We start from the raw sequence: 14839 nt of genomic DNA on the forward strand, positions 1-14839 counted from the left end.
AGCCTGTATTGCAGCGTGCCCGTGGAATCGCCAACCAGTGGCGTGCGAAAATGTCGGATCTGCATTGCCTGAACGACTCCGATTCCGATCGCATCACCCTGCATGCCAATATGCGGGGCACCACCTCACCGTCCAGCCGATACGAAGTGCAGGCCACGCTCGATTTGCATGATGAGCTTTTCTTGGCCAGGTATTGCTCGTGCCCGGCGTTCAACGGTTCGCAGCACGGTTATGGCACGTATTCGTCGGCATATTCGCCCAGCTACCGCAACAATCCAAATTATCGCAGTTTCGACGATGATGACGATGAATACGATTACGTCGACGATTATGATGATTTCGAGTCAGGATCGACGTTCGGTCATGTGCAGGACGATGACGAGTTCGATTCGGAGCCGGCTGGGAGGCGCCGCTATACGGGCATGTGCAAGCATGTCGCCGCAATGCTGCTGCTGTTTCTTGACCAGCCCGAACGGTTCCGCGGATTCAAGCGAAGTGGCGTGACCTCGCATATCCTCTCCGACTATATGCGTGCGCTGGATGCGAAGAATGACAATACCGGTCAAAGCGCGCAGCTTGACGTGCTCAAGCGCATCGTCGACGCGAAAAGCCGTCTCGCTGACGAGCAACGAGGCGTCATTACGCAAGGGGCCGCGAAAACAAAACGCAAGAGCGGTTCCATCATAGTGAAACCGGGAAGTGTGCGTCTGGAGCCCACGCTGATCATGAACCGTGAGCTGTGGAGCCTGACGTTGAAAATCGGCTGCGGCGACGCAAGTTATATCATCAAAAGCATTTCCAAATTCGTAGCCGACATGCACGACGAAGCATACGTGTCATACGGGCAGAAACTCTCGTTCACCCACACTCCGGATATGCTCGAACCGTTCTCGCTGCAGCTGTTCCGATTCCTGCAAGGTGTTGTTGGATCACGTGTCGCTGCACAGCTGCAGAACAACTACTATTACGCGCCAGACGTGCGTATCGAACGTGAAATCATGCTTACCGATGGGGAATTGTGCGATCTGCTGAACCTGTTCGAAGCGGAACCGCAACAGGACTACATCGAAGACGTGCTGATAGCACGTGGGCCGCTGGAAGCTCCCAAGCATGAGGGGCGTGAGAGGGCGCGGCAGCTCACTCCGAATGATTTCGCCTATACGGATGACGCCGCTCCGGACTATGTCGAAGTGGCCACGCCAGGGGAGTCCAGATCGCATACTATCGCCATATTCGATGGCAATCCGCAATTTCGGTTCATCGCCGAATATGTGAAGGAAGGCGCTTCGTCGGGCGTGCGTATCACGTCGAACCGTACCATCACGGATCGGATTGTTGGGCAGCGGGGCGTGTACCTCATGAGTGCCGAACATAACGGCACTCCGACGGATTCCCATATGATGCCAGTGAGCGTACTCTTCCGTTGCGCCGACAGCATCCTTCCCGCAGTGGACGCGTTGATGACGTTGTGCGCGTCGAACGTTAGCGATGGTGTGTTCATCGCGGAAAACGACTGGCCCATGTTCGCACGAACAATACTGCCAAAACTTACCGAAGCGGGCATTGGTTTCGATATTCCGCAGGAAGTCGCCGAACGGATGGGAGTCGACTGCCAGATTGAATTCTACTTGGACCGTGATCTGCAGGGCATCACCTGTGAGGCTGTGGCACGATACGGCGATTTCATGTTCCAGTTGGTGCCGACCGCTAAAGCACTACGAGGCGTGATTAATCCGGATTCGCGGTCGAAAGCGGCGCTCATCAAACGAGATACGGCTCGCGAATCATTCGCGGTGCAGGTGGTTCGCCAGCTTTTCCCGACATGGAGTTCCATTGACGTGGCGCGGGTTCGTGAGGAAGATGAACAGACGATTTTGCTCTTGCTCACCGAAGGCGTGGATATCTTGCGCTCGGTCGGGCAGGTGTTCTCCACGGCCGCGTTCGACGGCATGATGATGCCAAGCAGCCCTACAGTGAAGGTCGGACTGTCCATTGACTCGAATCTGGTTGAGATCTCGCCGATAGCCAACGAAGTGCCGATGAACGAGGTCGGTGCGTTGCTGAATTCCTACCGTAGGAACCGCCGCTATCATCGATTCAAGGATGGTACGTTCGTTGATCTGAAGAATGCCGATCTGCATGAACTTGACCAGATTGCCGCAGATTTTGACCTTAATGAGCAACAGCTTGATTCCGGAAGAATCACCATTCCCGGATATCAGGCGTTCCTCTTGGACGCTCAAGTTGATGACGACGGCAAAAGCGAATCATTCGTCGACTATGTCAACGATGTGAAAATCATCGACCCGAAACGATACGAAGTGCCCAGCAACCTCAAAAACGTACTGCGCCCATACCAGGTGGAAGGCTTCCAATGGCTTTCCACCTTGTGGGACAAAGGCTTCGGTGGCATTCTCGCCGACGAAATGGGTTTGGGCAAATCCGTGCAATTGCTGTCACTGGTGGAAGCTCGCAAGGGGAGCGGCCCAGCGTTGATTGTCTGCCCGGCATCCCTGGTATACAACTGGGCCGCCGAATGCGAGAAGTTCACGCAGGATCTCACCATCGAAGTCGTGGCAGGCACGAAAGCACAGCGGCGCAAACTCATCGCAACCGTGGCGCAGCAATGGAACAATTCGACTGAAACCAACGAAACGCAGCAAACCGATGTGGTGATCACCTCTTATGATTTGCTGCGTCGAGACGTGGATGATTATGCCGACTGCCGATTTGCATTAATGGTACTTGACGAAGCTCAATACATCAAAAACCATGCCACCAAACTAGCCAAAGCCGTCAAGCAAATCACCGCCGAACACCGGTTCGCATTAACCGGCACGCCCATCGAAAACCGGTTGAGCGAACTGTGGAGCATCTTCGACTTCCTCATGCCCGGATTGCTGGGAACCTACACGAAGTTCCGAGAAAAATACGAACAGCCGATCATGGCACCCGGTTCTGAACATTCCGTCATGGCTGACAAACTGCAGGCTTTGGTCGGACTGTTCATTAAGCGACGTCTGAAAAAAGACGTGCTGACCGATTTACCTGACAAGTTCGAAAACGTGCTCACCGTCAAATTGGAAGGCGAACAGCGCAAGCTCTATGCGGCACATGAGCAACGGTTGCGTGCCACCCTTACCAAAACCAAGGATGCCGACTTCAATGCCAAGAAAATCCGCATTCTTGCCGAATTCACGTTACTACGCGAAATCTGTTGCGATCCGAGACTCGTCTATGCGGATGCGAAAAATGCTTCCGCCAAACTTGACGCCATTTGCGAACTCGTATCCACGTGCATGGACGAAGGCAAGAAAGTGCTCGTATTCTCGCAGTTCACTTCATTCCTTGACCTGATTGGTACACGTTTGGCTGAACAGGGCGTGGATTTCTACACCATCACCGGTGAAACACCGAAGAAACGCCGTGTGGAACTGGTGGACGAATTCAATGGCAACGATGTTCCCGTGTTCCTCATCTCGCTCAAAGCGGGCAATACGGGGCTGAACCTTGTGGGTGCGTCCGTAGTGGTGCACGCCGACCCGTGGTGGAACGCGGCCGCGCAGAACCAGGCCACCGATCGTGCGCATCGTATCGGCCAGACGCAGGATGTGAACGTGTACCAGATCGTAGCCAAAGACACCATCGAGGAACGCATCCTCAAACTTCAGGAGAAGAAAAGCGAACTCGCCCAACAGTTCACCGACTGTACCGCATCCGGAGGCGTCGGCACACTCAGCAAGGACGACCTGCTCGGCCTGTTGTCGTGACGTGCGGTCGGAGGAATCTTGCGTTCCAAATCGCAAGATAAAAACGGAACACAGGTTGCGAATATCGCATGGTGGGCGTATATATTGTCGTGCAAGTTTCAGGGAAGGTGAAAATCCTTACTGGCGGTAACGGTACGACTGACGTTCATAACAGTCCCATGCCGAAGCCCGCGACCCGCGAAAGCGGCTGATCCGGTGAGAATCCGGGGCCAACGGTCAAAGTCCGGATGGAAGAAACGGGGCTCAACATGAGTGTATCCTCACCAAATAATACCCAAAACAACACCGCCGAAATCGCCAGCGAAAGCATGACGCGTCCCGACAACGCGCATTCCACAGGCGTGGCCGATTCCGGACGCTGGTCCACCAAACGCATCGCCATGTATGCGCTGTTCGTGGCGCTGTCGATGGCCGTCAGCTTCGTGGACTTTCCCATCATGCCAGGCGTGGAATGGCTGAAATATGATCCGTCCGGCATTGTCAGCCTGGTAGCAGGTTTCGCCTACGGTCCAGCAGCGGCGGCAATCGTCAGCGTGCTCGGTTTCCTGCCGCACCTGTTCACCAACCCATGGGGCACGCTTATGGCCGTACTCGTGGCTTTGGCGCTATCCGTGCCGGCAGCACTGATCTACCGCAGGAACAAGACCCGCAAGGGCGCGGTCATCGGCATCATCGTCGGTGCTATCGTGGCTTTGGTGGTGGCGATTGTGGGCAACCTGATCGTCACGCCGTTCTACGCGCACATGACCACCGCACAGGTCGTGGCATTGATCGTGCCGGCGCTTTTGCCGTTCAACGCGTTGAAATTCACCATCCATGGCGTGATCACCTTCCTGATCTACAAGCCGATCTCCAACCTGTTGAACCGCTGAGCCTCGTTCACCATATCGATTCCGCATATTGATGAATAGGAAGGAACCTTTCGACGTATGGAAGGTTCCTTCCGTTTATGAAAGACGATTCCATGAATCCTGATAGCGACACGAACATCGTTGCGGTCGAATTGCGTGATATTCGTTTCACGTATGACGCCGGCGCGACCTGGGCGCTCGACGGTGTGAACCTGACCATCCGCCAAGGAGAACGTGTATGCTTGGCAGGCCCAAACGGATCAGGAAAATCCACACTTTCACGCATCATTGCAGGGCTTGCCGCACCCGATGCCGGACATGTCACGTTGTTGGGAAACAACGTATTCGATGAAAGCGGTGCGCACGCTGACGCTTACCGCAGCGCCCGGCATGGTATCGGGGCGGTTTTCCAACATCCGGAAGATCAGATCGTCACCACCATTACCGAGGATGATGTTGCCTTCGGTCCGGAAAACCTTGCCATTGCGCATGATGATATCGATATGCGGATCGCCATGTCACTTGACGCAGTTGACATGAGCGGACAGCGAGAAGCCGATCCCACGCGAATGAGCGGAGGTCAGCAACAGCGCGTCGCCATCGCCGGCATGCTTGCCATGAATCCTGAAATCCTCGTGCTCGACGAGCCTACCGCCATGCTCGATCCGCAAGGCCGCGCCGACATCATGCATATTCTTGACGAATTGCAGCAGCACGGCACAACCATCATTCTCGTCACCCACCATCGTGACGAATTCGCCAATGCTGACCGCATCATTCGCCTAGATAACGGGAGTATCGTGCAAAGCGCTCACGGTGATACTGCAAGTATTCCGGAAATGGACGAATCAGACACGGCGCAAGAAGACAACCCAATTGCCAAATCCAATATCGCAAATGGTGCATCGAAGCCAACATCAGCTGTACCAATCATTGAAATCCATAATCTGATATACCAATATCCAAACAGTAGCAAGCCTGTGCTCGATAAGCTTTCCATAACCATCAATGCGGGCGAAACCGTGGCCATCACAGGGCATAACGGTGCAGGCAAAACCACCCTCGCGCGTCTTCTCTGCGCGCTTGACCAGCCGCAATCCGGCAACATCGCCATCAATACCATTCCCGTCGCACGCCAACGCACCAACGGCAATATGCAGTCGCTCAAACGTGCGGACCGTGAGAAACTGCACGCCACCATCGGCTACGTCATGCAACATCCTGAACGTCAGCTTTTCGCCGAAACCGTAGCCGAGGATATCGCCTACGGACCACGCAACCAACATCTTGACGAAACGCAGGTATCCGAACGCGTCAATCAAGCCATGACGCTGCTGCATATCGAGCATCTTGCCGATCGTTCGCCATTCGACCTTTCCGGCGGACAACAACGACTTGCCGCCATAGCGGGCGTCATCGCATGCCAACCGCAGATCCTTATTATGGACGAGCCGACCGCAGGACTTGACGAGGCGGCTACAACCCGCGTGCACGATCTCATCCAAACCCTCCACGCACAAGGCGTCACCGTACTCATCATTTCCCATTCACAAACGGAAATCGACGTGCTCGCCGATCGGGTGATTGCGCTTGATCGTAGACAAAACGGTAATGTCGCTACTCGAAATATCGAAGCCAATGGCACTTCCGAAACGGCAGGTTCGAAGAATCCGCACGCGATTGACTCCGGACGCGCAAAGGGAGACGTCCGTGAAAACCGCAGTTTTATGGAACGGCTTGACCCGCGCGTGAAGATGGTGAGTGCGTTGGCGATCATGTTCTCCGCGTTCGCCATCAGATCCTTCTGGCAGTTGCTTGTGGCCGCACTGCTGACCGGCATGATCGTTGCGATATCGGGCATCGGCGTGAAACAACTGTTCAAATCGGTTCACGTGTTCCTCGCATTGTTCGTGTTCTGCGGACTGCTCAATATGTTCTTCGTGCGATCCGGCAACGTTCTTACGAACATCGGGCCGATTCCAATCACCGACGACGGTGTGCGTATCGCCATACTGTACGCCTGCAGATTCGTCGTGGTCATTATCGTCGGAGCGGTATTCCTTGCCACCACCACGCCCACGGCCATCACCGACGCATTCGAAGCGTTGCTCAAACCTTTCGCAAAATTAGGCATGCATGCGCAGGAGATCGCGTTGGTGATGAGCCTCGCATTGCGGTTCCTGCCCACGTTAGGAAGCGAAGCGAAAGCCATTGTGGATGCGCAATCAGTCCGAGGCGGCAGCATTGAAACGGGAACATTCGTGCAGCGGATCAAAGCGATGACCGCCATTATCATTCCGGTATTCGCAGGAGCGATACGCCATGCCGATAATCTCAGCCTTGCACTCGACGCACGATGTTACGAGGAAGGCATCATGCGCACGCACTGGCGAATCATGCGGATCGCCAAACGTGACATCGCCGTAGTCGGTGTGGGTGTGTCATACATTGCCGCATTGACCCTGATCGCTGGACTATGCTGAGCATTCCGGACGGGCATGGCGCTCCACTGATCGTATTGGAAAGCGAAACCGCCGAAGAAGCACGTCTGAACACGCGCAGGAACATCGAAAACGGTGTGAACGCCATCAAAGGCGCGGGAGGAGTGATATGCAAGGTTTTACTGCCCTCACGCTACTCTTAAGCAAGCATCATAGATAGGAATGGAACAAGTTATGGCATTAACCAAGAAGCAGGTCAAGCAGTTGCGCGGCCTGGCCACCAAGCTCAATCCGCTCATCCAGGTCGGCAAGAACGATTTGAGCGAAAACGCCATCAAGCAGGCGGACGAGACCATCGAAAAGCGTGAGCTCATCAAATGCTCTGTGCTCGATGGATCCGGACTGACGGCTAAGGAAGCAGGCGAGGGGTTGGCCGAAGAACTGAATGCGGAACTCGTACAGGTTATCGGCAACCGTTTCGTGCTCTATCGCCGCTCCCATCGCGATGATGTGGAGCATATTCGTCTCGTACGCGAATAAAGCGGGAAACTGACGCGACCAAACATAACAGGGCGGGTGCTTTCTGAAAACCAATCAGAAGGCACCCGCCCTATTGCAATGAAAATAAACAATCGGAAGTCAGGAAAACATGCGATGGAGCGGTGTCAGCGCTCCTGATTCCATTCGGGCTTCCACGTGTACTGCATGTCGTACGCGCTGGCCCAGAACATGTACTCGTTCTCCACGCCGGTCACGAAAATGTCAATCAGCTCGCGCTTGCGCTCTTCGCTCGCGTCGGCTACCAGTTTCTCGATATGTTCGAGCAGCCACACGGAATCCTGCCAGAACTCGTCGGTCTTATACATGTCGACCCAGCTTTTGTACGGATTGTCGTCAAGCGTGTCGGCAAACTCGGCGGCAAGACGGTAACCATAATCCGCATACACCCAGGCGCACGGCAGCACGGCCACAAGAATGTCGAGAATATCCTTGCCATAGGCGATGGAAAGGATATTCGACGTGTAGGCACGCGCGAAGGCCGACTGGCGCACATTGTTCATCTGCTCTTCGGTGATGCCATAGCTGGCCAAGTAGGAGCGGTGTACTTCGGTCTCGACCTGCAGGGCGCCGTTCTGCACTTTGAGCATGAACGCCATGATTTCAGGGTCGGTGGCCTTGGCTAATCCCAAAGCGTGCACTCTGGCGTAATCGTTCACATAACGAAAATCCTGCAGCAGATAGAAGGCGAAACGCTCGCGTTGCAGTGTGCCTTCGCCAAGCTCGCGGATGAACGGCTGCTGGTAGCCTTCCTCCCAAACCAGGTCAGCAGCCTTGCGCATGCGCTGCGCGAACGGAGGAAGATTGTTGCGTTGGATGCCTTTGGCGGCGTCGAACTCATAATCGAAATTGGTTGTTGATGTCACAGCAGTCATTAGACATGCCTCCCTACGCTGGTATTAACCATCAGGTTCAAAGGGTTCAGGCCTCACTTGGCCTATCTCAACCCGACAAACACGGGTTCCCCTGCATTACGCCGTACATTATGGCAAAGCCGTCCGAAATGTGCAAGAGCCTGTCCGCCGAATGGAATCGTGCCGCATGATGCGAACACAGGCGATGTTCGGTTGAGGGCGAGTGCAAGAATAGAACGTATGACTGAAAAGCAAGTTGCGAAGAACACCATCGAAAAGCTGGCTATCGTCGTGGTGACATACAAGCGTCAGCAGCTGCTCGCCACCCTGTTCGAATCCATCGAAAAACTCACTGTGGCACCATGGCGTATCGTCGTCGTTGACAACGAGCACAGCGATGCGACCCAAGGCATGGTCGACGATTTCCGTGAAGCGGTCACCGCGCAGTGGGGCAATACCATCGCCGACCAGTCGGGCAACGAAAGTCGCGTGGTGTATGCACCTCAATCCGACAACCTCGGCGGCGCAGGCGGATTCTCCGCAGGTGTGAAGAAGGCATATGAGCTGGGATCCGAATGGTTCTGGGTGATGGACGACGATGTGGCTGTGATGCCCGAAGCCATCGAACGACTCGCCAAGTGGACCGGCAGCCATGATGTGATCCAAGGCAGCCGATACGACTATGACGGCGGTCCGTTCTACTGGCAATACGATTTCATCATTCCCCTCGGCATCCCCAATCCGATCGCTCCGGCCGCATTCGGACGCCCCGGCTACCGCGTGATGGACACCCTGTGCTTCGAGGGGGGTCTGTTCCGCCGCAACATCGTCGAACAGATCGGCTTGCCGGATCCGCGTTTCTTCATCTACTGGGACGACACGATGTACGGCTACCGCGCCAGCAAAGTCACCAACCCGATCGTGGTGCCTGACGTGATCCTGCGCCGCACTCGTGAAATCGGCAATTGGGATATCGCCGGCGTGCGCCAGCTCAACTCCACCTCTGACATGAACCGTTACCACATCATGCGTAACCGAGGCTACATGGCGCGCTATTTCATGGCGTTCGGCGATTACCGTCCGCTGATGTTCGGTCTGGGTACGCTGCTGACCGCCGCCAAGGAAGTCATCCGTCTGGTGATGGTGGACCGAGAGCATGTGAAGACCGGCTTGGTGCAGATAGCCAAGGGTTGGTGGGATTCACGCAAGCTGTTGCATGATCCGGATTGGAAGCCGATGCCGCCGCTCAAGTGATGCGGTTGCGCCGTCTTCAGACGGTCATCTTCTTACGATTCGCCCCATGCCGATGCGTTGAGTTGACATGGGGCGAATCGTTTGCAGAAAAAAGTTGCAGAATGAATCATTTCATTGCGAAAAATTATGCAATCGTATTCACCATTTATGCTTTTTCGGCGCGTTTTGGGGCATGGGGCGAGTTACTATGGCGCTTACCGGTTCGATAACACCCACTATGTACCTTGATAGGAGAGGTCGAAGATGATTGAAACTGCACAGGCGTTTGGCGTTGACATTGGAGGCTCCGGCATTAAGGCAGCCCCGGTTAACCTCGAAAAGGGCGAGTTTGCCGAACCGCGTCTGAAGATTCTTACCCCGGAAGTTTCCACTCCGAAGGCCGTCGGTGAAATCGTTCGCCAGCAGCTCGAGCATTTCGAGGTTCCCGAATCCGCTCCGGTCGGCATCGCTTTCCCGGCGCCGATCCACGTGGGCGAGAAGCTCGGCTACATGGCCAACCTAGACCAGTCTTGGGTCGGCGTGGACGTCACCGAAGTGTTCTCCGAAGCCTGCGGACGTCCAGTCACCGTGGTGAACGACGCTGACGCGGCAGGCCTTGCCGAGCAGCAGTTCGGCGCGGCCAAGGGCCAGGATGGTCTGGTCGTGGCAACCACGCTGGGTACCGGTATCGGCACGGCGCTGATTTTCAACGGTGAACTCATCCCGAACACCGAGCTTGGTCACCTGGAACTGCTCAAGGGCAAGGGCGACGCCGAAAAGTACGCGGCATCCTCCATCCGTGAAAAGCTTGATATGGGCTACAAGAAGTGGGCCAAGCGACTGACCAAGTACTATTCCCTGATGGAGTTCTACTTGGATCCGCAGCTGTTCGTTGTCGGCGGCGGCGTGTCTCGTGTGTCTGAGAAGTTCCTGCCGTACATCGACATCAAGACCCCGATCGTTGCAGCCAAGTTGCACAATGAGGCTGGCATCATCGGTGCCGCGTACTACGCAAGCACCAAGCAGAAGTGATGCCGTGAACCATTAAGGTTCCCAACTTTTGTATAAGCGAGAGCCGTCCGATTCGTCGGGCGGCTCTCGCTTATTCCGTCAACATTTGTGAGGCGAAGGCATACCATCTTGCTTGACGTAACGACTTGCGCAATCCAAGGAGTATGGTGGAGACTATGCGTTTTTCCTCCAGAGTCGATATCAGCGAGCCCAATCCCATCGCCAAAGCGGAAGCGGAAGCCAAAACAAGCGGCATCACGCTCGGCAAACTCAACGACTCCAATCCAACCAAGCATGCGCTCGCGCCGGAACTTCTGCCAGACATATATGGCGCTGAGCCACGCGGCCAACGGTATGCGCGCGAAGCGCTGGCCGCATTCCTTCAAGGGCGAGGCAATGATGTTGACGTCGAAGACCTGTACATACTGAGCTCAACATCCGAAGCATACTCGTGGCTGATCAAACTCCTGTGCGACGCCGGCGATGCCGTGCTCGCGCCGAAACCCGGCTATCCGCTCATCGAATCGATCGCACGACTTGAATGTGCCGACATGATCGAATACCAGCAGCGATTCGACGGATCTTGGTACATCGATGTGGCCGAACTGCGCGAAGCACTTGAAAGTGAAGAAGGCGAACGTATCCGCGCACTGGTGCTCATCAATCCCAACAATCCGACCGGATCGTACGTCAAAGCGTCGGAACGTGAGGCCATTGTGCGGCTTTGTCATGACCATGAGGTGGCCATCATCGCCGATGAGGTGTTCTACGACTATGATCTTGAACCATTCGATGGCAACGCGCGTCTTGCGGGGGAGACCGGCACGCTCACATTCGCATTGGATGGGTTCTCGAAGACGTTGGCCGCGCCACATGCCAAAGTCGGTTGGATCCAAGTGTCCGGCCCGGCGGCTGAAGTGGATGAGGCCAAGCGCAGACTCGACGTGGTCGCCGACGACTATCTGCCAATGAGTGAGATCATCGCCAAACAGATCCCCGCCATGCTGGGCGCCGCAGCCGCGCAGACCGCGCGCGTGCGAGAGCGCGTGCAAACCAACCTCGCAGCCTTGCATACCATGCTGGATGATGACGAGCAGGGCATGGTCAGCGTGTTGCGTGCCGAAGGCGGATGGAATGTGCTTTTGCACGTGCCCAGCGTGCTTGACGAGAACGAACTGGTGTTGTCCATGATCGAAAAGCACGGAATTTCAGGACAGCCCGGCTATTTCTTCGATATGACGTCGAACGGCTATCTCGCGATCTCGTTATTGCCGGAACCCGACGAATTCAGGCATAACGTTCAGACGGTGCTTGACACCGTCAACACAATGATCGGCTGAAACATGTTGTGGTTCCATCGTCGACACCGATGAAGGAGCCGCAACATGTGGGGAACGGGAATAATCCGTGGGTATGGTCAGGCTTTGGAAGCCTCATATTTAGCGCGGATGAGGTCCGTGTAAAAAGCGACGGCCTCATGCGGGCCACCGTCGAACACAACCTGATGGTCGTCGACCACCAGTGTGCGGTCGATCGCATACTCCGCGCGTGTGATCAGTTCCGTGTCATGCGTGGCGAACACTACCTGTTTGTCGTAACTGAACAGAGCTTTCGCCACATGCGCGGACGCCACCTCGTCCAAACCCTTGGTCGGCTCGTCGGCAACGATCACCGCGGGGGAGAAGCTCAATGCGGAAGCGATCGCCAGCAGATGGCGCTTCTCGCTATCCAACGCGGAAGCAGTCTCGCGCGCGACCGCAGCCAAATCAAAATGCGCGAACAGATTGCCGATGATCGCCTGGCGTTCGCTTTCCGGCACCTTATGCTTCTTCAACGGTTCATCAATCGCCTCGCGAATGGAATCCGCTTTGTAATAACTGTTCGGAATTTCCTCGCGACGAACACGGCCGATCATCGACTCGATACGTTTCAGATCACGCTTCACCGACGGATCATACGCAGCACCATTCGCGTCGATACGCACCGAACCGGACGTCGCTGTCAACGCGCCATCCAACAACTGCAATAGCGTGGTCTTACCAGAACCATTCAACCCGATCACGGCCACACGCTTGCTTTCCGGAGTGATCGTCAACGACGTCGGCTCCAGACCGACATTGCCATCCTCATACGTGTGGCCAGCCTGATCGAGCGTGAACGTGACATCATGCGCCACTTCGGGATGCTTAGATGAAAACAGCGAATCGAAAAAACCCATGGCAACCATTGTACGGGCGTGCCGAACCCATTGCATACGAAACGGGGACAGAAACCCAAACCCCTACAAGGAGTTCAGATTCCAGTCCCGTCAAGATTCGCGAATGCCTACGCGTCAGGCGAAATAGAATCCCGAGAAATCGTACTTGTACACGCGATAGATGTATGAGCTGTTCAACGTCATATGGAACTGCGCCAACAGATCACCATCCTCGTCGTACTGGCCGAACAGGCCCTTCATGCCCGAATCGATGAGAATCTGGCCGTTGTCCAATTCCTGTGCGGAACTGACATACGGCGAATATGGCACGTCGAACGACGACACTTCCGTATACGTGCCTGCATTCTCGTCGACCAGATACTTGCGATACTGCGACTCCGCCGTGTCGGAAGACAGTTCGGTCGAGATGCCGTCAATCACCGTCCAGTCAAAATCAGGACGCGTCAGTGAAGTGCCGAAATTGTTATCGAACATGTACAGGTAATATTGGCCGTCAGGCAGTGAATCATCGGCGACGTATGTGATGGAATGCTGTCCGCCGGTATCCGAAAAATCACCGGACTTCGTCAGGAAACTGCTGGCCTCATCGGTGCCTGCCCACACGGACGGCTCACCGATCATATAGTCGAGCGTCGGATCCGATTCCATATCATCCACCTTGATGATGGTGGACGTTTCGCGTGCGGAGAACAATGCGGAACCGTCATTCAACAGTTGGATGGTGTTGCAGTGCAGCCAATCCCAACGATTCTTGGCATTCGAATCCGACTCGTCGGTTCCCGCATGCGTGGTGGAGCCCTTATAGTCGGCGAACAGTTCACCGAAATCCACCAAGCTCGTCACACTGCCGGTGGAGGTGCTGAGCTTGATGACCTGATCTTGCACGGCATTGTCATCGCGGCCTATCTCGGTGGCCAACAGCACGATGTCGCCGTTGGAATCCATCGCATAATCATGATGCAGAATGTAGTCGGATCCCAGATCGTAGATCTTCTCCAACTTGCCGAGACGGTTCATCGCCACCATATGGTGCGTGGAAGCGGAGAACCACATGAGTCCGTCATCGTCGAACAGCAGACGATGCGAACGATAGTAGAGCACGGGGATCTCGCCGCGCAGCACGCCGTTCGTATCGTAATAGAACATGAAATCCTGTTCGTCGGAATCGTTGCCGAGAATGGCATACAGGCCATCGCCCAGATCCTCACCTGAATCGGCTGCGACGGTCTGCTCCAGCCGCACTTCCTCATTGCCAAGAAGGTAAGCGCCCTTATGTTCGAAGACATGTGTACGGGATTTGCCATCGGCGTCGGTCAACGTGATGGTGATGGTGTTCTTCTCGCCGGGAATAAGGCCGAGTAGCTGGAATTCATGGGTTTTGCTGTATTGCGATTGCTGGTAGGCGTCACGGGTGAAATCCGTGTAGCCGTCTGCATGCACGGTATAGGAGACGGCAACCGCGTCGTCGGTAGTGAAATACACATACAGCGACGTGGTGTTGGTGCCATACGGATTCTCGGTGACGAACATGTCGTCTTCCGTGGCGGCGAACTTGCTTTTTCCCTGCTCGAGCTTGTCGTCGGCCATATCCTGATAGTCGACCGTGTACACATTCTCGATACGTGCGTTCAGCCGTTCGATCCTGTTTTGTCTGATGGCCGCATCGACGTTGTCGTAGCTGACGAGACAGACGCCCAATGCGATGGCCAATGCGACGACGGCCGCGGTCCAGCGTCTGACACGAGGATGGTTCGACAGAAGTGGAAGCGATTTCATAACTGATGTCTCCAACAAGGGTTCATCTCATAGCGAACAGTTACGACACCACTGTTATCCGCAAAACTCGGAACAAACCGGCGATTTTATTGGACGGATCGTAACAAAACCCTGAAATAACCCTGAA

General features: G+C 55.2%; 11 protein-coding genes and 2 riboswitches. Of the genes, 8 read left to right on the forward strand and 3 right to left on the reverse strand.

Going from position 1 to position 14839, the window contains the following annotated elements; translation table 11 throughout:
- Positions 1 to 50: 50 nt before the first annotated feature.
- The 5 genes from WMO36_RS01700 to WMO36_RS01720 all read left to right on the forward strand — a co-directional run bounded on the left by WMO36_RS01700 (position 51) and on the right by WMO36_RS01720 (position 7602).
- Positions 51 to 3770 (forward strand): DEAD/DEAH box helicase, encoded by a 3720-nt coding sequence (locus WMO36_RS01700; protein ID WP_349076686.1) that lies wholly within the window; start codon positions 51 to 53, stop codon positions 3768 to 3770.
- Between the two features lie 90 nt (positions 3771 to 3860).
- A riboswitch (FMN riboswitch) is annotated at positions 3861 to 4013 on the forward strand.
- Positions 3998 to 4642 (forward strand): ECF transporter S component, encoded by a 645-nt coding sequence (locus WMO36_RS01705; RefSeq protein WP_154035195.1) that lies wholly within the window; start codon positions 3998 to 4000, stop codon positions 4640 to 4642. (Overlaps the previous riboswitch by 16 nt.)
- A 77-nt stretch (positions 4643 to 4719) precedes the next feature.
- Positions 4720 to 7104 carry an energy-coupling factor transporter ATPase gene (locus tag WMO36_RS01710; protein WP_349076577.1) on the forward strand — a complete coding sequence of 795 codons (2385 nt, stop codon included), beginning with the start codon at positions 4720 to 4722 and terminating at the stop codon, positions 7102 to 7104.
- On the forward strand, positions 7098 to 7265 hold the full coding sequence (locus WMO36_RS01715) for a hypothetical protein (protein ID WP_349076579.1): 168 nt from the start codon (positions 7098 to 7100) through the stop codon (positions 7263 to 7265). The genes WMO36_RS01710 and WMO36_RS01715 overlap by 7 nt, the downstream gene beginning before the upstream one ends.
- 31 nt (positions 7266 to 7296) lie before the next feature.
- Positions 7297 to 7602, forward strand: coding sequence for a YhbY family RNA-binding protein (locus WMO36_RS01720; RefSeq protein WP_022245108.1), 306 nt, complete (start codon positions 7297 to 7299; stop codon positions 7600 to 7602).
- A 125-nt stretch (positions 7603 to 7727) separates the two neighbouring features.
- Here WMO36_RS01720 and tenA read toward each other — a convergent pair whose 3' ends face one another.
- Positions 7728 to 8495 carry a thiaminase II gene (gene tenA / locus WMO36_RS01725; RefSeq protein ID WP_003834566.1) on the reverse strand — a complete coding sequence of 256 codons (768 nt, stop codon included), beginning with the start codon at positions 8493 to 8495 and terminating at the stop codon, positions 7728 to 7730.
- Positions 8488 to 8598, reverse strand: a riboswitch (TPP riboswitch). (Overlaps the previous gene by 8 nt.)
- A 116-nt stretch (positions 8599 to 8714) precedes the next feature.
- On the opposite strand from tenA, the gene WMO36_RS01730 reads away from it, so the two are divergent.
- The 3 genes from WMO36_RS01730 to WMO36_RS01740 all read left to right on the forward strand — a co-directional run bounded on the left by WMO36_RS01730 (position 8715) and on the right by WMO36_RS01740 (position 12058).
- Positions 8715 to 9728, forward strand: a complete 1014-nt coding sequence (locus WMO36_RS01730) for a glycosyltransferase family 2 protein (protein WP_080788612.1) — start codon at positions 8715 to 8717, stop codon at positions 9726 to 9728.
- A gap of 243 nt (positions 9729 to 9971) precedes the next feature.
- Positions 9972 to 10739, forward strand: a complete 768-nt coding sequence (ppgK, locus tag WMO36_RS01735) for a polyphosphate--glucose phosphotransferase (protein ID WP_003834570.1) — start codon at positions 9972 to 9974, stop codon at positions 10737 to 10739.
- Between the two features lie 155 nt (positions 10740 to 10894).
- A complete protein-coding gene (locus WMO36_RS01740) occupies positions 10895 to 12058 on the forward strand; it encodes a pyridoxal phosphate-dependent aminotransferase (RefSeq protein WP_099571490.1) in 1164 nt (387 codons plus the stop codon).
- A gap of 77 nt (positions 12059 to 12135) precedes the next feature.
- On the opposite strand, the gene WMO36_RS01745 is transcribed toward WMO36_RS01740, so the two are convergent.
- Both WMO36_RS01745 and WMO36_RS01750 read right to left on the reverse strand, forming a co-directional pair.
- Positions 12136 to 12936 (reverse strand): ATP-binding cassette domain-containing protein, encoded by an 801-nt coding sequence (locus tag WMO36_RS01745; protein ID WP_349076582.1) that lies wholly within the window; start codon positions 12934 to 12936, stop codon positions 12136 to 12138.
- A 114-nt stretch (positions 12937 to 13050) separates the two neighbouring features.
- Positions 13051 to 14712 (reverse strand): aryl-sulfate sulfotransferase, encoded by a 1662-nt coding sequence (locus WMO36_RS01750; RefSeq protein ID WP_349076584.1) that lies wholly within the window; start codon positions 14710 to 14712, stop codon positions 13051 to 13053.
- Positions 14713 to 14839: the final 127 nt, after the last annotated feature.

The organism is Bifidobacterium hominis (assembly GCF_040095915.1).
In the GTDB taxonomy this organism is placed as follows: domain Bacteria; phylum Actinomycetota; class Actinomycetes; order Actinomycetales; family Bifidobacteriaceae; genus Bifidobacterium; species Bifidobacterium hominis.